The organism is Paenibacillus sp. JNUCC 35, from assembly GCF_058269095.1.
This window is the reverse complement of record NZ_CM177771.1, coordinates 2,714,264-2,731,572: the sequence shown is the minus strand read 5'-3', so window position 1 is coordinate 2,731,572 and position 17,309 is coordinate 2,714,264. Positions and strand designations below refer to the sequence as shown.

Annotated in this window: 10 protein-coding genes; 2 read left to right on the top strand and 8 right to left on the bottom strand. The window is 56.7% G+C overall.

Features of this window, described 5'->3' with window-relative positions; all coding sequences use genetic code 11:
• Positions 1-51: 51 nt before the first annotated feature.
• The 5 genes from AC2TF6_RS12600 to AC2TF6_RS12580 form a co-directional block, all read right to left on the bottom strand.
• The gene (locus AC2TF6_RS12600; RefSeq protein ID WP_491311296.1) at positions 52-1,203 is read right to left on the bottom strand and encodes a TolB family protein; all 1,152 of its coding nucleotides are present in this window, start codon (positions 1,201-1,203) and stop codon (positions 52-54) included.
• Positions 1,200-2,666, bottom strand: coding sequence for a sensor histidine kinase (locus tag AC2TF6_RS12595; RefSeq protein WP_491311633.1), 1,467 nt, complete (start codon positions 2,664-2,666; stop codon positions 1,200-1,202). Before AC2TF6_RS12595 ends, AC2TF6_RS12600 begins: the two co-directional genes overlap by 4 nt.
• 4 nt (positions 2,667-2,670) lie before the next feature.
• Positions 2,671-3,378, bottom strand: coding sequence for a response regulator transcription factor (locus AC2TF6_RS12590; RefSeq protein WP_491311295.1), 708 nt, complete (start codon positions 3,376-3,378; stop codon positions 2,671-2,673).
• 198 nt (positions 3,379-3,576) lie between these two features.
• Positions 3,577-4,740 (bottom strand): MFS transporter, encoded by a 1,164-nt coding sequence (locus AC2TF6_RS12585; RefSeq protein ID WP_491311294.1) that lies wholly within the window; start codon positions 4,738-4,740, stop codon positions 3,577-3,579.
• Between the two features lie 128 nt (positions 4,741-4,868).
• Positions 4,869-5,423, bottom strand: coding sequence for a MarR family winged helix-turn-helix transcriptional regulator (locus tag AC2TF6_RS12580; RefSeq protein WP_491311293.1), 555 nt, complete (start codon positions 5,421-5,423; stop codon positions 4,869-4,871).
• Between the two features lie 302 nt (positions 5,424-5,725).
• Between AC2TF6_RS12580 and AC2TF6_RS12575 the strand changes: the two genes are divergently transcribed.
• The gene (locus AC2TF6_RS12575) at positions 5,726-7,345 is read left to right on the top strand and encodes an ABC transporter substrate-binding protein (RefSeq protein ID WP_491311292.1); all 1,620 of its coding nucleotides are present in this window, start codon (positions 5,726-5,728) and stop codon (positions 7,343-7,345) included.
• A gap of 89 nt (positions 7,346-7,434) precedes the next feature.
• Positions 7,435-8,451, top strand: a complete 1,017-nt coding sequence (locus AC2TF6_RS12570; protein WP_491311291.1) for an ABC transporter substrate-binding protein — start codon at positions 7,435-7,437, stop codon at positions 8,449-8,451.
• Between the two features lie 333 nt (positions 8,452-8,784).
• Here the strand turns inward: AC2TF6_RS12570 and AC2TF6_RS12565 are convergent, their stop codons facing one another.
• The 3 genes from AC2TF6_RS12565 to AC2TF6_RS12555 are packed head-to-tail and all read right to left on the bottom strand — an operon-like array spanning position 8,785 to position 17,298.
• Entirely contained in the window at positions 8,785-8,982 is a 198-nt protein-coding gene (locus AC2TF6_RS12565) for an MbtH family protein (protein WP_491311290.1), read from the bottom strand.
• The gene (locus AC2TF6_RS12560) at positions 8,966-16,225 is read right to left on the bottom strand and encodes an amino acid adenylation domain-containing protein (protein ID WP_491311289.1); all 7,260 of its coding nucleotides are present in this window, start codon (positions 16,223-16,225) and stop codon (positions 8,966-8,968) included. The genes AC2TF6_RS12565 and AC2TF6_RS12560 overlap by 17 nt, the downstream gene beginning before the upstream one ends.
• On the bottom strand, positions 16,225-17,298 hold the full coding sequence (locus tag AC2TF6_RS12555; protein WP_491311288.1) for an isochorismatase family protein: 1,074 nt from the start codon (positions 17,296-17,298) through the stop codon (positions 16,225-16,227). The genes AC2TF6_RS12560 and AC2TF6_RS12555 overlap by 1 nt, the downstream gene beginning before the upstream one ends.
• Positions 17,299-17,309: the final 11 nt, after the last annotated feature.

The following is a 17,309-nucleotide window of genomic DNA, read 5'->3' as shown; positions in this document are numbered from 1 at the left end:
GAGGTATCAATTTCTGACCTTAGATCATCTAATTAGACACTCTAACTGAGTTTATTTGAATTCGATCACAAGCGGAGTTTGTTCCGGATTGCCGGTAGCAGGGGCTCTGTCGTAAGACTTCCAGCCCGTTATCAAAATTTTCTTATTATCGGGACTCCAGTCCATTTGGGACAACACAAGGCCTTTGTAGACCAATTTCTCCTTGATCATGTTATGGCCTTGCAGTTTTGCGACGTAGAGAGACTCTTCGTCCTTTGCGTAGGCGATCGTTTTATTATCGCCGGACAGGCGGAAAGTGCTGATCCCCGCAGACAGTGCGACTGTATTCTCATCGCGCTCGTCGTAAAGCGTCAGTGTATTTTTGGCGTCGAGGAAAATAATTTGGCTGTCGTTCACATAATCAAACTGCCGTTCGCTGGCCGAATGTTCGAACTTGCGGGTCCATTTATCCTCCGTTACCGCTCCGAGAGTAACATACGAACCTTCCTCGCCTATCCGCCCCATCAGGGCCGTGCTGCCGTCGTCCGCAAATTTAACCGAAATCACCGTATATTTGCTTTCGCGTTTCAGAGGCCGTGGAGCGGGCGCCTCGCTGTTTTCCTGCCATCTCGGCAGAGGAATTTCCTGCGCAGCCCGGTTCTTCATGTCGTACACGACAATGGATTCGGTCCCATACTCTCTGCTTTTCGCCGTAAAAGACAAGTACCGGCCGTTGTTGGACCAGGTCATGGCGCTGGTAATCCCTTTCCCTTTATAGGGTATCCCGGGGGCGAAGCTTTGCGCCGTGTTTAAATCGAGTACATACAAAGTCTCCCCGGTACGGGACTGACCCGTATAGGCCATATACTTCCCGTCGGGTGAAGTTTTCCCGGTCTGCGCATTCCCCGCAAGCGGGGTCAAACTCACGGCGGACAAATTCCGGTAATCCACCAGCTGGATATCCTGTTTCGTCCCCTGATTCTTGTAAGAACCGAGCAGGAGGCGGGAAGACATCCATCCCCATACATCCACCGCCTTGTTTCCGGGCAAGGAGAGTTTGTAAATTTTGTTCGTTTCAAAATCGGTGCTTTCCTCTTCCGTATGCGCGTCTTCTGCCGTATCTCCGATCACGATGGTTTTCGCCTTCGGCGAACCCGCGCAGCCGTCCAGCAGAGCTAATGCCGCCAGAAGAAGCGGCAAGCTCAGCATAGACCGTCTTTTCATCCTGCTTCCTCCTCCCCGGCCCCCTCGTAAGGCAATTCGATGATGACCGTGGTCACCTGTTCGTCGCTCCTCATCCCGATCGTACCGCCGAGCCCGTCCACAATCGCTTTGCTGATGCTCAGGCCCAGACCGCAGCTGCCGGCTTCCCGGTCGGCCGGTCCGCTTACCCGGTAGAACGGCTCGAAAATTTTAGCCAATTCACCGGGCGGGATCGTTTCCCCCTCGTTCTTCACGGAAATCCGGACGAACCCCGGCAGTTTCTCGGCTTTAACCTGAACCGTCGACGGAGACCGCCCGTATTTGATCGCGTTGTCGATAATATTGATGTAGAGCTGCCTGATTTTAGCCGGGTCCGCGACCAGGGTCAGGTTTTCGTCCGCCTCACAATGAATGAATTTGTTGTACCTCTGGGCTTTCAGCAGCATTCCGTCGCATACGTCACGCAGAATATGGCCCGGTTCGACCGTTTCCATCGCATCCTGTCCACCGGTTTCCCTGGATAGGGTGAGCAGTTGAAGCACCATTTCGTGCAGCCTTTTGCTTTCGCTCACGATATGATTCATTCCTTTGGCAAAAAAAGCTTCGTCCCGGCTGCCTACTTCTCGGATAAGCTCCGCGTACCCGATGATCGAAGTAAGAGGCGTTTTCAGTTCATGCGTGACATGATCGAAAAATTGCTTCCGGTGCCGGTTCAGTTCTTCCAGGCGGTCACGATCCTTCTTGATCCGCTGAATTTGTTTCTTGATCTGTACGATCATATTGCCGAAGTTGTGCGCAAGCTGTCCGATCTCGTCTTTTCTGCGAAAGCCGATCTTGATATTCAGGTTGCCGTTCGTCACTTCCGAAGAAGCTCTTGTAAGCTTGATCAGGGGAATCGTAATGTTTCTGGACAACAGATAGGAAAAAACAAACGCCGCAATAAAAATGGCGATCGTTACGGAGGAGAAAACATCCAGAATGTGTTTTCTTTGTTCGTACAGCAAAGAAAAATCTTTGCCGAAGCGCAGAATGCCGACTTTCTTGCCTTCGACGATAACCGGATAGGCATAAAACACTTCCGCCTTCTCGTCCGTGTATTGAATCCGGTAAGCTGTTTTTCCGTCCAGCGCATACTGAAGATCGTCCGCGTTCGCAGACAAAAACTTCGCTTCATCCGAAGCAAAGATCAGATCTCCCGCAACCGAATAGGCGCTTGTATCGCTGGAGGTGACATGGTTCAGATCCCGGACCATTTCCTCCGCCATCTGCTGGAAGTACATGTCATCCGTGTTGAAATGGTTAATCAGAAACGCTTGTTTGACGTAAATGCTGCTGTTGTTTTTGAGCTGGATCAAGTCCTGGGTAATGATCTTTTCATTACTGGTTTCAATGATCCGGACGACGAAATGATTCAGCAGCAGAAAAGAAACGGAAAAGATCGCGAACAGCCCGATCAGAAATTTGGCTCGGATGGTCGAGACCATCCCGTTAATCCACCTGTTTTTCAAATTTGTATCCCACCCCGAATACCGTCACGATCAGATCGCTCGCTCCCAATTTTTTGCGCAGCCGCTGAATATGGATATCGACCGTTCTCGTGTCTCCGGTATAATCGTAGCCCCATACGAAATCCAGCAGTTCCGTCCGGGTGAAAATCTTGCCTCTGTACTTGCACAACGTGAGAAGAAGATCGAATTCTTTCGGAGTCAGATCGACAGCCTCGTCGCCGATTGTGACGATTCTTTCGTGCTCGACGATTTCGATGTCCCTGAACCGGATCACGGCACCCGCCGGCGCTTCCGGCGTTACGTTCGCTTGGCTGACTCTCCTCAGCACCGTCCGGATGCGGACAGCCACCTCGCGCAAATCGAACGGTTTTGTCATATAGTCGTCCGCCCCGTATTCAAGCCCTTGAATCTTGTCGGTAATATCCGATTTGGCCGTAATCATAATGATCGGGATTTTATAGGCGGCCGTGACCTGTCTACATACTTCGAGCCCGCTCAAATCCGGCAGCATCCAGTCGAGCAGAAGCAGATCGGGCCGCACCTGGCCGATCTTAAGCAAGCCTTCCGCCGCCGTATTTGCGGTAAAAGCCTCAAACCCTTCCCGGTTCAGCCCGTAAGCAAGCAAATCCGCGATAGCTTCTTCATCTTCGATGATCAATAATCTGGTCTTCTCTCTGGTCTTCTCCATACCTTCACTCCGTTCTAGATGAAATCGTAGCACAACCTGTGCCGCCGTTACCAGAAGCTTATTTACATTTATTTGCATCTGGTCGACAAAAAAAGGGCCACCCGTTCGCTCATACGGACAGATGGCTCCCTTTTCATTTCCCGGTGTTTGTTGAAGGCACGTTGTTAAAAACCTCCCGGCACAAGCCGGTGCGTTCCCTTACCGCGTTTTTTTAATGTCCAAAGACTCCTCCCGGTCAATCAGACAGGCTGCCGCCAAACCTATGCACAAAATGGAAGTGAGCAGAAGGAACGTAACGGGATAGCTGAAGCTTTTCATAAAAGAAAGCGATAACACCGGACCGAAGCTCGTTCCCGCAAACAAAATGAACGTATAGACGGACACCGCTATTCCGCGCAGTTTACCGCCCAACTGGCCGACGAGAGAGACGAGTGAAGGAACCGCCAGCGCGATGCTCGCCACGAATACGAGACTTACCGCAACGAGAACCGGCAGACTGGAGATCAGCCCCATCGAAGCCAATCCGGCTGCCGCCAGCGCCAGAGACCCCCGCAGTGTCATGTGTATTCCGAAGCGTTTCGAGATGCGGCCGGCAAACGGCGACAGAAGCATGGCCGCGATTCCGATGGACCGGACAACCAAGATCCCCTGCTTATCCAAACCGAAGGGTGCGCTGCTTAAGTAACTGCCCAGCACCGTATACATGTTTACGAAGGACATGAGCAGAACGAAAGCGACCACATAACTGAGCACGAGCTGCTTGCGGACAAAAACTTGCCCGATCTGTCTGATCGGCTCCCAACTATTCGCGTGAGCCTGCTGGGTGCCTCCTTTTGGAAGAAAAAGATAAACCAGAACCGCAGTCAGCGCGTAAACACCGGCAAGCACATAAAATACCGCGTTCCATCCGTACTGCTCGCTGATGAGACTGCTGACTACCTGCCCCACAATTCCGGCGGTCAAAAATCCCGTACTGATAAAACCGATGGTCGTCACGCGTTTTTCCGCCGGATACATTTCCACGGCATACGCAAGCGCTACCGGAGAAAAAGTGGCTGCCGCCGCTCCTTGAAGTCCTCTGAGAACTACGATCCACGCAAACGTATGGACAGTGCCCAGCAGGAGCGAAATAAGCATCAGAACAAGAAGACCGGTAAAAATAACCTTCTTTCGCCCGTATTTATCGGACAAAGCGCCATATATGAGGCACCCGAGAGCAAAGCCGATCGAAAACGTGCTTCCCGAAGCGGCCGCCTCTGTCGGCGTTATGTCATACAGCCTGGCAAAAACCGATATCAGTGGAATTGTCACATACAGACTGGACATGACCGCCAGACCGGACCAGCACAAAATTACGGTCATAAGGGAATAGTTCCTGCGCACGACAGAAGCATTCGTAAGTTGGGGTTGATTACTCATACTTTCACCTCAAGTTGATTGGATTTAAAACAGATATATGATTAGATTATCTAACTACATGACCAAAAAAATTATCTGCCGGCTCCGAGCCGTTTTTCTATGCCTCTGTTAAGCTTAACGAGCATCTTTTTGAACAGCTCCTGTTCCTCTTTATCCAATTCCTCGACGAGGGACGCGCAGGTGGACCAGAATACGGGCAGCACCCGCTTAACTAATTCGCCCCCTTCGGAACTAAGCCGGATATGTGTCATTCGCCCGTCTTTGTTGTAGGGCTCGCGGATAATCAGGCTTCTCTTTTCGAGCCAGTTCAATAAAGACGTCACCGAGGAGCGGCGTATTCCGAGCCGGTCGGCTATGGAAGAAGGGGTAACGAGCTCTTTGTCTTGATGTAGGGAGATGAGCAGCAGAATATCCATCTTGCTCTCCGTGATGTCGTAATCGGATAAATGAATATCCATCACATCCAACACACTGTCCCCCAGCCAGAGCATAAGGAGGCCGGTAAGAGCGGAATCGCGGTCCGTATCGGAATTCGCGGTGCGTTCCAGCAAATCCAGGTAAGGCTTCGTCCCCAGTCTCGGCAGCTGCTGTTCGGTCGTATATTCCTTGGCGGGTTTTCTGTTCAAGGTCATCCACCTCCCTTCTCCGTTATCTGCCTTTTCGTTGTTCGATCATTCCCGGTACATCCTTCATCGTTCCTGTTAGTTAGATAATCTAATCAAATCCACTATAACGTATCGTTTTCGTTTTGGCAAGCGGCAGCACGGAGGGAGTGCGTAACCGGCCGGACCGGGTGTCCACTTTTTCAGATAAGTTCCGGTTTGGGGATTTTCGATGAGATGATTACGAGTGCCCCGATCGTCAATCTTTTGCTATACTAAACCTATAATTGATAATCATTATCACTGAAGGAGAGAAAATCATCGCCATGACCGATATCTCCAGCCTCCATACAGAGCCGGTTTCTGCGGCTCATCTCTTTTATATCCCCTTTCGTATCACTGAAGTGGACAGGCAAGTTAAAGATCTTGGCCGCAGCGAACGCACGGGTTGTTCCCGGATTTTCGTCGTTCTTGGCGGAAGCGGTGTGCTGCGCATACATGAGGAACCGTACGAAGTTTCCCGAGGAAGCATATACCATAGCGACGATTTTCAGAAGCTGGACGTGACATCTCACGGCTTGCTGAAGGGTGTGCTTATCGAGTACCGGCGCTTGGGCACGGCAGACCCGGACACCGGTGTCTTGCAATGTCCCGAACCTCTGCACGGTTGCCCGGAAAAGCTCTTGAGACAGGCCGGCGAACTGCAAAAACTATGGCGCGAGCCCAAGCTGGGCGGTCCTTTCCGGATACAGCAGCTGTTCATCGAATTGATGAACGGGCTCTACGAAGAGCTGGCTTCCAGGGAGAGGACCGGCCGTTCTTGGCTGAAGCAGAGCGTTAGTTTCATGCAAGCGCACTTTGTCGAGGACCTTACGCGGGATCAGCTGGCCGAAAGAGCGAATGTGAGCCCGGAGCACTTTTCCCGTGCCTTCCGCAAGTATACCGGGCGAACTTTCAACGAATATTTGACGCTGCTGCGGATTCGCGGCGCCCAGAAGCGGATTTTGACCGGTTCTCCGGACTTGAATACGCTCGCTCACGAGATAGGGTATAAAGAAGGCGCGTATTTAAGCCGCAAATTTAAAGAATCGGTAGGCGTCTCCCCTACCGTTTACCGGGGGAAGTCCAAGCGGATCGCCGCGCTTAATCAAAACTATACAGCTATTCTGACCGCGCTGGGGATTACTCCCGAGCTCGGCGTTTACACGGGCTGGACTGAGAAAATCGCGGCGGGTCCCGAAATACCGGAGGGACAGAAATTTAACCCTTACGGTCGTACTTCCGCCAGTTTTTATGAAGCGGTTGCCGCCGCCCGTCCGGACATCATTCTCAGCTATGATACGGAAGAAGAAAATAATTCCCTTCTTCCGCTTGCCCCGGTGCTGGAACTGCCTTTTAAAACGATGAGCTGGCGGGAACAGTTCCGCATGATCGCCGACATCGTAAACAAACGCCGGGAGGCAGAAGAATGGCTGGCGCTCTACGACAAGCGGCTGATTCCGATTAATCGGCAGCTGGACCGGCAGCTTGGAAGCCGGGGCACTGCGGCCGTCTGGGAAATCGGCCCGGACAAGGCTTACGGCTTCGGAAGCAGCCACGGCAGAAGCTGCCAGATTTTGTATGACGACATCGGGTTTCGTCCTCCTGAGCGGATGCTCGAGCAGGGCTTATCGTGGCGCGGGTACGTGGAGACCTCTGTGGAAGCTATCGTCCAATATGCCGCCGATCATATTTTTATTACCGCGCTGCCCTGCGATTCTCATGGACGGCAGCGGCTGATGCGGCTGTTCCGGTCGCCGGAATGGCTTGCGCTCGATGCCGTCCGCCGGCGCAGGGTTTACCTGCTGGATCAACCGGAACTGTTCTTCGGCTTCGATCCGCTCTCCTCGCTGGAACAGCTGCGCGTTTTGATGAACGTATTGGCGCCGGATCACAAATTTACATGATCTGATATCATGTATGTGTATCGTTCTTGGGGTCTTTCCGCTGTACATTTAATGAGAATGATTATCATTTTTATTTAGGAGGACAACCCATGTTTTCTCATCAGCGATTCGCCCGATACCGTTTGCAGGCGGGAGCAACTGCCGTCCTTCTGCTCGCGGCCGTTATTCTATCCGGCTGCGGCGGACGTGAGGATTCGGCTGCCGGTAATACCGTGCCCGGCACACTGAACGTACAAGCTTCCGATGTGAGCGGAAACGGAACCGGTACAACGAAAGAAGCAAAATTCAAAAAGATCTCCACCGTCAAAGGGGAGATTCAAATTCCCGCCCGTCCGCAGCGGATCGTCGCAGAGGAATATCTGGGCAGCTTGATCGCCCTTAATGTCGTGCCCGCCGGAGCGCCGGGATTATCCCTGAACAATTATTATTACAAAAAAGCGTTAAACGGAGTTGCGGATACGGGAACTTACGGAAAACCCTCCGTAGAGCGTATAGCCGGGCTGGAGCCCGATCTCATCATTACCGGGAACGCGGAGACTTACGAACAGCTCAGCAAAATAGCACCGACCCTGGTCATACCGTACGGCACGTTGAAAAACGCGCGCGAGGAACTGGAATACTTCGGCACCTTGCTCGGTAAAGAAACCGAAGCCAAGTCATGGCTTGCGGATTACGACCGGCGCATCGCCGCGGCCAAGTCCAAAGTCGATGCCGTTCTGCCTGCCGATGCTTCTTTTTCCATCATGGAAAGCACCGATAAAAACATATGGGTTTACGGGGATAACTTCGGACGCGGAGGTCAGCCGGTGTACCAGTCTCTGGGCCGAAAACCCCCTGCCGCAATCTCCGACGAACTCATGAAAAAACAGTGGGCCGAAATCTCGGCCGAAATGCTGGGACGTTATGCGGGAGATTACATCATCGTGACCGCTAACAACAAAACCGCCGAAGACTTCCGCACCGATCCGGTTTGGAGCACGCTGCCTGCCGTCAAGAACGGGAAACTGTACGTGTGGCCGGAAGAACGTTCCTGGTACTACGACCCGCTTGCCGTACTTTCCCAGACCGAAGAATTAGCGGAGTGGTTAGTCAAGACCGGCAAGTAAAAGATCGGGCCGGAAAAGACACCTGTTTAGGATCACCCCCTTACCCTATCTCTTCTCCATCCATCCGCCCCCTCTCCATCGCATAGTTTTAACCGGGCCGCTCTTCTGGCAAGAGCGGTTTTCCGCTTTCAAAGAAAGGACCGGAAACGCTGCACCCCGTTCTGCTTGATTAAAACGCATCGCAGCATTGCAAATGACAACGGTTTATTTCTCTGGAGGAAAATAAAAAAAGACGGTATCCGAGCATTATTGCCCCGGAACCGTCTCCGATATTTACAAGTGAGCGACCCCTACGGTTCGGAAAACCCCGCTTCCATCGGATGCTCTGTCTCGTTACTCCCGCAGACTGGCCGGCCTCATATCGGTCCAGTTGCTCTCGATATATTCGAGACATTCCTGGTGCGTGCCTTCCTCCAGAACGGCCGTCCAGCCGTCCGGTGTCCGGATAAAAGCGGGCCAAAGCGAATACTGCCCTTCGACGTTGACAAGAACCCGGAAGGAACCGCTCTGATCGTCAAACGGATTGCCCATGGAAACTTCCCTCCCCTTCCTTCATGTTTGCGGATGACAGCTTTCCGGCCAGCATACGGCCGATGATGGACAACGGTCCCGGCTGGCACAAATCCTTGTGCCGGCATTCGATATCGTGACGCTCGATTTTTCCTCCCACATACGGAATCCACATATCGGGATCGATAGGATCGAACCAGTCCGGAATGATCGTCGAATGGAAAAACAGAAGATCGCCCTCGTATTTCTCCGGCACATAGGCCGCCAAAATTTTGACCGAGTTTTCGTAGGTTACACGCAGCTGGCGGATCGTCTCGACACTCAGCGAAGCCAGCGCGCTGTTGTCTCCGCGCAGAATCTCAATCGCGGTTTCCATCGTCAGCGGCTCGTCTCCGATGCTGTCGGGGTCGTACCCGCCGAGAGCGAGCAGAGCGGTCAGCGCCTCTTCTTCATCCGGCTCTCCCCGCAGCGGCAGGTAGTGGCTCGGATAGGCGTCCAGCATGGCCAGAAACTCGACGGATTCGCCTTCCTTCTGCAGCTGCACCGCCATGGCGTGAGCCACATTGCCTCCCAGCGACCATCCGAGCAGGCGGTACGGCCCCGCCGGCTGGACGGTTCGGATGCATCGGATGTAATCCTCCGTCATCTCGCCCAGCGTCTGCGGAAGCCGGTCGGGACCGGCTATGCCTCTCGCCTGCAGCCCGTAGATCGGAACGTCCGGATTCAGATGTTTCATCAAGCCGGCGTAGCACCAGCTGAGTCCTCCGGCCGGATGCACGCAGAACAGCGGTGCGCCGGAACCGTTGGACCGCAGCGGCAGCAGCATCTCCAGCGCCCCGTCACCCGTATCCTCTTCAAGCCTCGCGGCCAGTCCGGCCACTGTAGGCGTTTCGAACAGAAGACCGATACCGGGATCTTTGCCCCATACCTCCCGTATCCGGCTCATGAGACGGACGGCCAGCATCGAATGCCCGCCCAGTTCGAAAAATCCGTCGTCGATACCGACATCCTCCAGACCGAGCGTTTCCGCGAACAGTCCGCACAGCACTTCTTCCTGCGGCGTCCGGGGACTCCGGCTTCCGTTTGCGGAAGCGTAGACGGGAGCCGGCAGCGCTTTGCGGTCGAGTTTGCCGTTAACGGTCAGCGGCAGACTGTCCAGCACGACGATGCCGGAAGGGACCATATGATCCGGCAGCGCCGCGGAGGCATGCAGTCGGATCATGCCCGTGTCCGGCACTTCGCCGGACAGAGCGGGAACGATATACGCCGCCAGCCGTTTGTCACCCGGCTGATCCTCCCGCAGGACGACGGCCGCCTGCGCAACCGCCGGGTGCTTCTCCAGCACGGCTTCGATTTCGCCGGGCTCAATCCGGAAACCGCGCAGCTTCACCTGCTGGTCGGCCCGGCCCAAGTACTCCAGAGAGCCGTCGGCGAATCTTTTGGCAAGATCCCCTGTCCGGTACATCCGGCTTCCCGGAGCACCGAACGGATCGGCGACAAAACGCTGAGCGGACAGCTCCGGCTTTTGCCAGTAGCCTCTTGCAAGTCCCGCTCCGGACACGTACATCTCCCCGCTCACGCCGAACGGTACAGGCTCCAGGTTATCGTCCAGCACGTATACGTCCAGGTCGGGAATCGGTACGCCGATCACGCTGCCGGTCCCTGCCTCCGCGCTGCGGCGGTCTAACGGATAGTAACTCACATGCACGGTTGTCTCCGTTATGCCGTACATATTGACGAGTCTCGGGAAATGATCCGGATGGCGGCTGTACCACTCCTCCAGTTTTCCGGGATCGAGCGCTTCCCCTCCGAAAATGACGTGTTTGAGCGAAAGATCCGAAGCTCTCTCTGACTGCTCCCGGTCCGCCTGAATCAGCTGATAGAACGCGGAAGGCGTCTGATTGAGCACCGTAACGCCCTGTTCTTCCAGCAGACCCAGGAATTCGGACGGCGAACGGCTTACGGAGAACGGCACGACAACGAGCTTCCCTCCGTACAACAGTGCGCCCCATAGCTCCCATACCGAGAAGTCGAAGGCATACGAGTGGAACAGCGTCCAGGTGTCCGTCTCATCGAAGCCGAACCATTCCTCTGTCGATTCCATCAGCCGGATCACATTTTCATGAGGAATAACGACCCCTTTGGGGCGGCCCGTCGAACCCGACGTATAGATGAGATACGCGGGATGGAGAGCGTTATGTCTTCCTGCACGCAGAGCCGGTTCGGGATCAGAATCCGGCAGCTGACGCAGGCGCTCCTCGCAGTAAAAGTCGCCCAGTACCACGACTTTCAGGCCGCTTCGTTCCGGCAAACCTGCCGCGGCGTCCGCCGAAGTAACAAGAATCGAAGGTCCCGCATCTTCCAGCATGTAAGCCAGCCTGTCGGCCGGATAATCGGGATCGAGGGGCAGATAAGCCGCTCCCGTTTTCAGAACGCCCAGTACGGCGGCCGGAAGATCAGCCGATCTCGGCAGAGCCAGAGCTACGAACTGCTCGGGTCCGGCTCCCTCCTCCATCAGGAGGCGGGCGATCCGGTTGGCCCGTTCGTTGAGCTGCCGATAGCTCAGCGTCTGCGTGCCGTACACGACAGCGGGAGCATCCGGCCGGAGTGCGGCCTGCCCTTCGAACAGCTCCGTAAGGGTCCGTCCGGAGGCGGACAGTTTGCCGCCTGCGATCATTTGCTTGGCAGCCTGCGGTTTCGGCTTGGCCGTGAGCGCAAGCCTCTCTTCCTCCAGCAGCACGCTTATGCGGCCGACCGGCTGATCGGGCTGCGCCGCAGCTTGTTCCAGCAGCTTCAGGAACCGTCTTGTAAATGCTTCAGCCGTGTGCGGCAGGTACAAATCCGCGCTGTATTCCAGCAAACCTTCTATGCCGCACGGTTCCCCGTCCGAGCGCCGGTTTTCTGTGAGTTCGAATGTAAGATCAAACTTCGATGAACCTGTCCCCCGCAGCTCCAGCTTCGAGACGATTCCCGGCAGATCCAGCCTCGTGGCCGGTGTATTTTGCAGCACTAGCATAATCTGAAACAGCGGATGCCGCGAACGGGATCGTGCCGGGCTCAGAGCCTCGACCAGCCGCTCGAACGGCAGCTCCTGATTCTCGTAGGCACTCAAATCCGTCTGCCGGACACGTGCGAGCAGCTCGCGGAACGTGGGCTGTCCGGAAAGATCCGCCCGGAGCACGAGCGTGTTGATGAACATGCCCACGAGCGATCCGGTCGCTTCGTCCGGCCGGCCCGCGGCGGGACTTCCGACCGGGATATCCTCGCCGCCGCCCAACCGGGACAGCAGCGCCGCCAGCGCCGCATGCAGCACCATGAACAAGCTGGCTTTCCCTTCGGCCGCCAGTTCGAGCAGCTGCGCATGCAATTCTTCGCCGATCCGGAACGGAATTACACCCCCGGCTTGTCCGGACACGGACGGGCGCGGATGGTTGGCTGGCAGCGGCAGCTCCTCGGGCAGACCCCGCAGCGCCTCTTTCCAGTACGTCAGCTGGCTTCCCATCAGACTCTGCGGCTCGCCTTCTTCTTCCAGCAGCTTTTCCTGCCACAGCGTAAAATCGCCGTACCGGACCGGAGTATCGCTGAATGACGGGTCACGGCCTGCAATCCGGGCCGCATAGGCGGCGGACAGATCCGACGTGATAACCGAGAGCGACCAGCCGTCTGCCGCGATATGATGTACGACGAGCAGAAGGACGTATTCCTCTTCATCCCGTTCAAAAAGGACCGCTTTCAGCGGGATCTCGGAAGACAGCTCAAATCCGTGACGAACTTCCCGGTCGAGCGCTTCCTGCCAGTCGTCTCCCTCCAGGCCCGCTGCCGGAACAACCTGAAACACAAACATATCGGCGGCAGCTTCGCAATCCATTATGCGGATCTGCGGCATGCCGTCAGGCGTTTCCGGAAATACGGTGCGCAGCGGCTCGTGACGTCCGGTAACGTCGAGCAGGGCCAGCTTCAACGCCTGACGGTCCAGCTTCCCGGAGAGTGTGCACACCAGCGGGATGTTGTAGGTGGAACTCGGTCCCTCCAGGCGGTATAAGAACCACAAGCGTCTCTGGGCCCTCGATAGAGGGACTGCGACCCCCGGAGCGGCCGGAACGACCGGCGGGATAGGTATCCCCTTCCGGCCCAGCAGCTGTGCAAGTTCACGAACCGTCGGCGCTTCGAATATGCCGGACAACCGCACATCTACTCCCGTCGTTTCGCGTATGCGCAGAACCGCTCGTCCGGCCAGAAGCGAATGCCCGCCCAGACGGAAAAAGTCGTCGTCGATGCCAACCGAGGACAAGCCGAGCACCTCCGCGAATACCTGGCATAGAAGTTCCTCGTGAGGCGTCCGTGCGGAAGCTTCTTTTGCGGCGCCGGACATTTGTGGAACGGGCAGCGCCTTGCGGTCGACTTTTTTATTAGGCGTCAGCGGAAGGCTCGCCAGGGTGACCCAGACAAGCGGTACCATATATTCAGGCAGCTCCTGCTGAAGCTGTTTTTTCAATTGGGCATGATCCGGTTCATGATGCTCCTCGGGCACGACATACGCGGTGAGCCTCCGCTCCCCTGGCCTGTCTTCCCTGACCACGACAACCGCTTGAGCTATGCCGGGCTGTCCGGCGATACGGGATTCGATTTCGCCGAGTTCGATCCGGAAGCCGCGTAATTTCACCTGATGATCCGCTCGTCCCAGATAATCGATGCTTCCGTCCGGAAGCCAACGGGCCAGATCTCCCGTTCGGTACATGCGCGAACCCGGTTCTCCCCAAGGATCGGCTACAAAACGCTCCGCCGTTTGAACGGGTTTGTTCAGATAACCGCGGGCCACTCCGGCTCCGGCAATGTACAGTTCCCCTTCCGCCCCTGGCGGGACGGGCTGGAGACCGGCATCCAGAATATACGTCCGGGTGTTGGCGATCGGCGGACCGATCGGAGGCTTGACCATCGAACCCGCTGGGAGTGCCGCCGCGGTAGAATAGATGGTCGTTTCCGTTGGACCATATAGGTTGTGCACCTCGCAGCCAAGTTTCTGTAAGGCAAGCTGCAGGCTCTGAGGCAGAGCTTCCCCTCCCGCAATGGCGCGCAGGCCGTCGAGCCGTCCCGGTCTTGCCGATACGAGCGCCTGCCACAAAGTCGGTGTCGCCTGCATGATGGAAGCCCCGGTCGACCGGATTCTGCGGGCCAGCGCTCCCGGCTCGAGAATCAGCTCCCGGGATGCGATATCCAGGCAAGCGCCCCCGATCAGCGGCAGTAAAATCTCCATCACGGAAATGTCGAACGCGATGGTCGTCACCGACAAGAAGCTGTCTCCTTCTTGAAGACGGAACTTCCTCTGCATGGCGTCGAGCAGATTGGCGAGGCCGCCGTAGGTTACGGGCACGCCTTTCGGCCTGCCGGTGGAGCCGGAGGTATAGATCACATAAGCGGGATTGAGCGGGAACGGGCGCAGCGGAAGACATTCGGCATCTGCGTGGTCTCCCGTTTCCGGAATGGAACCGGGACTTTCCGCGCGGTCTCCCTTGCCCAGTTGATCGAGCAGCAGCAGGGACACGTTTCCCGTTTCTGGCAGCGAACACATCGACTCCGTATCCGTCAGGAGGCAGGCCGGCTTCGCATCGTCCAGCATGTAGGCGATACGTTCCGCCGGATAATCCAGATCTATCGGCAGATAGGCAGCACCCAGCCGGAGAACGGCTAGGATGGAAACGACAATCGAGTCGTTCCGAGGCAGCGCAATCGCGACGAGCCGCTCCGGCCCGATCCCGAGCCGTCTAAGCTCCGCGCCAAGAATCGCTGCCTGCCGGTCCAGTTCCGCGTACGTCAGCGTCCGTCCGCCGCACAGAACGGCAGCCGCATGGGGTGAAAACTCCGCACGCCGGCGGATCAGCTCCGCGGGTGAATCTCCGGGCACGTCGCAAGCGGTATCGATCCAGCGGTTCAGGAGCAGGTCCTTCTCCGAAGGCAGCAGGGTGTCCAGCAGTCCGGCGGGTGTATCCGGGTCAGCGAAGGCGGCCGACTCGAGGAAGCTGAGAAAACGGCGCCGGTGGCCCGAAAGTTCCTGCTCGCTGTAAATGCCGGGATTCGCATCGAAATCGATCTGCAAGCCGTCACCGTCTGAGGCTTCATAAATATGCAGAGACAGATCGTCGGCGGGTCCTGCGTAAATGGAGTGCCGAACCGTTCCGGCCGAGGCGAAAGAAGGGGTTTCCACAAACGGAATGATGTTGATCATCGGCCCGTAAAGTCTTCGCCTCTCGCCCAGCAAGCCCAGATCTCTTACAAGATCATGCTGCCGGTAGCGCTGATGCCTGCGGAGTTTGTGCAGTTCCGCCGCAACTTGCTGTCTCAAGTCTCCCCAGCTCGTTTCCGGCTTGACGGTCAGGCACAACGGCAGGACGTTCATGACCATACCGGGTACATTCAGGGCCGAGCTGCCCAGCCGGTTCATCAAAGGAAGGCCGAGCCGGATATCCGCGGAGCCCGTCATCCGGTGCACGTAAGCTGCGGCGGCGGCAAGCACCGCTTCCGCCCAGCTGCATCCGGCCTCAGCGGCGGATTCGTTCAGCACGCGGCTTGCCGCGGCAGCAAGCCGTCCCGACTGCCGGAGAGGGCTGCCGTCCGGGCTGTTTCCGCCTCTGCCCATGACGGAGGAGTCGGGGGCGTCCGCGAGCTTGTCCAGCCAGTACGCCCGGTCCCGCTCGTGCTGCCCCGATGCCCGGTATGCTTCCTCCTCGCGGAGAACTTGCTCGGGAGAACCGAAATTATGCGTCGGAACGGGCCCGCCGGCGGCGAGAGCGGTATAAATCTGAGACGCTCTCCGGTGAAGCAGCGCATAGCCGTACGCGTCGATCAGTATATGATGAATGCGCTGATACCAGCACCAGCGGTCGGAAGCCAGCCGGATCAGCGCCTGGGTAAACAAAGGTCCTTCCGCGAGTTCCGCGGGCTTCTGCAAATCCTGGCGCATCCAGGCTTCCGCCTCGGCACGAGGATGATTCATCCGGCTGACGTCTATTTTCAGCAGAGCCCAGTCGGTTTCGGGTCCCAGCTCCTGCCACGGTCCGTCGCCGTCCTCGCCGAAACGGGCGTGCAGCCACTTCGCTTCCTGCACCGTCAGCCGCAGCGCTTGTTCCAGTAGTTCCTCGTTTATGTCTCCGTGAATCTCCAGCCATTCCGCCGTGTTGTAAACGGAACGCTGTGCGTCCATTTGATGGGCGTACCAGATTCCTTGCTGAGCGCCGGAAAGCGGCAGCCGGAGGGCGCTCTCTATCATCAGCGCTCCCCCCTTGCGGCCGCATCGTAATAATCCCCGTTCGGGACGAAGGTTACGGTTCTGGAAGCCAGCAGTCTGCTCCAGGCAAGCAGCGTCGGTTCTTCGGCAAGCTCCGCGAACGTAACGGACGCCCCCAGGCTTCTCCAGCGTTCGGCCAATGTCATAATCCGGATGGAGTCGAGTCCCCAATATTCCGGCAGATTATCCTCGTCTCCTATCGCATCCGGCCGCTCCCGCAAAAGCCCGGCAACCTGCTGCCGCAGAGCCGACAAAGCAAAGGCGTACGGATCGGGAGCGCCCGTCACTTCCGGCCCGTCCGCCTGGCCGTCGGCCGCGGCGGTCTCGGCGATACCGGCGGCTGCGCCGTTTAAGGAGCCGGCTGCGTTTGAAACAGCCCCCGTTTCCGCCTGTCCGAGGTTCACACCCTCCGGAGTCTCTTTTGCCCACTGCGCCAGCAGCTGCTCCGTCGTCAGTGTGAACGCGCAGCGCTCGGCCGCGTATTCCAGCGCCAGGTCGTGTTTTTCCCGCGAAAAATCGGCGAGAGCGTCACTGACCATAAAGGCCTCGATATCTCTCATAAAAGCCTCGCAGGCCGTCATCAGACAGCCGATATGGGCATAAATTCCGACGATAATCAGTTGGTCCCGTCCCATCGCTTTCAACTGCTCGGCCAAATCCGTTTTCTGAAAAGCGCTGTAGCGCCATTTGGTCAGCCGGATATCGTTGTCTCCGGGTTCGAGTTCCGCAATGATTTGCTGTTCCCGAGGGTCGGGGCCGATACCGGACCCCCAAAAATCTTGAAGCAGCCTGCGCTGTTCGGGTGTCTGGGCACCGGGCTGGGCCGAATAAATAACCGGCACACCCAGTTCTCTGCAGCGATTTGCGAGCAGCCGGATATGCTCCGTCAGCTCAACCCCGGGCGATTGTCCCGGTTCGAAGCAGGCCATAAAATACTGCTGCATATCGTGAATAAGAAACGCCGCCCGGGACGGGTCGGGTGTCCAGGAAACCCGGTTTACGGGTAAATCCTCCGTCGTAGGCATCGGGTATGATTGTACGGATGGTATTGCCATTTCAATCCTCT

Excerpts from the sequence above, each read along its gene's own strand:
- AC2TF6_RS12600 (WP_491311296.1), bottom strand. The coding sequence starts at position 1,203 with ATGAAAAGACGGTCTATGCTGAGCTTGCCGCTTCTTCTGGCGGCATTA.
- AC2TF6_RS12595 (WP_491311633.1), bottom strand. The coding sequence starts at position 2,666 with ATGGTCTCGACCATCCGAGCCAAATTTCTGATCGGGCTGTTCGCGATC.
- AC2TF6_RS12590 (WP_491311295.1), bottom strand. The coding sequence starts at position 3,378 with ATGGAGAAGACCAGAGAGAAGACCAGATTATTGATCATCGAAGATGAA.
- AC2TF6_RS12585 (WP_491311294.1), bottom strand. The coding sequence starts at position 4,740 with ATGACCGTAATTTTGTGCTGGTCCGGTCTGGCGGTCATGTCCAGTCTG.
- AC2TF6_RS12575 (WP_491311292.1), top strand. The coding sequence starts at position 5,726 with ATGACCGATATCTCCAGCCTCCATACAGAGCCGGTTTCTGCGGCTCAT.
- AC2TF6_RS12570 (WP_491311291.1), top strand. The coding sequence starts at position 7,435 with ATGTTTTCTCATCAGCGATTCGCCCGATACCGTTTGCAGGCGGGAGCA.
- AC2TF6_RS12565 (WP_491311290.1), bottom strand. The coding sequence starts at position 8,982 with ATGGGCAATCCGTTTGACGATCAGAGCGGTTCCTTCCGGGTTCTTGTC.
- AC2TF6_RS12560 (WP_491311289.1), bottom strand. The coding sequence starts at position 16,225 with ATGATAGAGAGCGCCCTCCGGCTGCCGCTTTCCGGCGCTCAGCAAGGA.
- AC2TF6_RS12555 (WP_491311288.1), bottom strand. The coding sequence starts at position 17,298 with ATGGCAATACCATCCGTACAATCATACCCGATGCCTACGACGGAGGAT.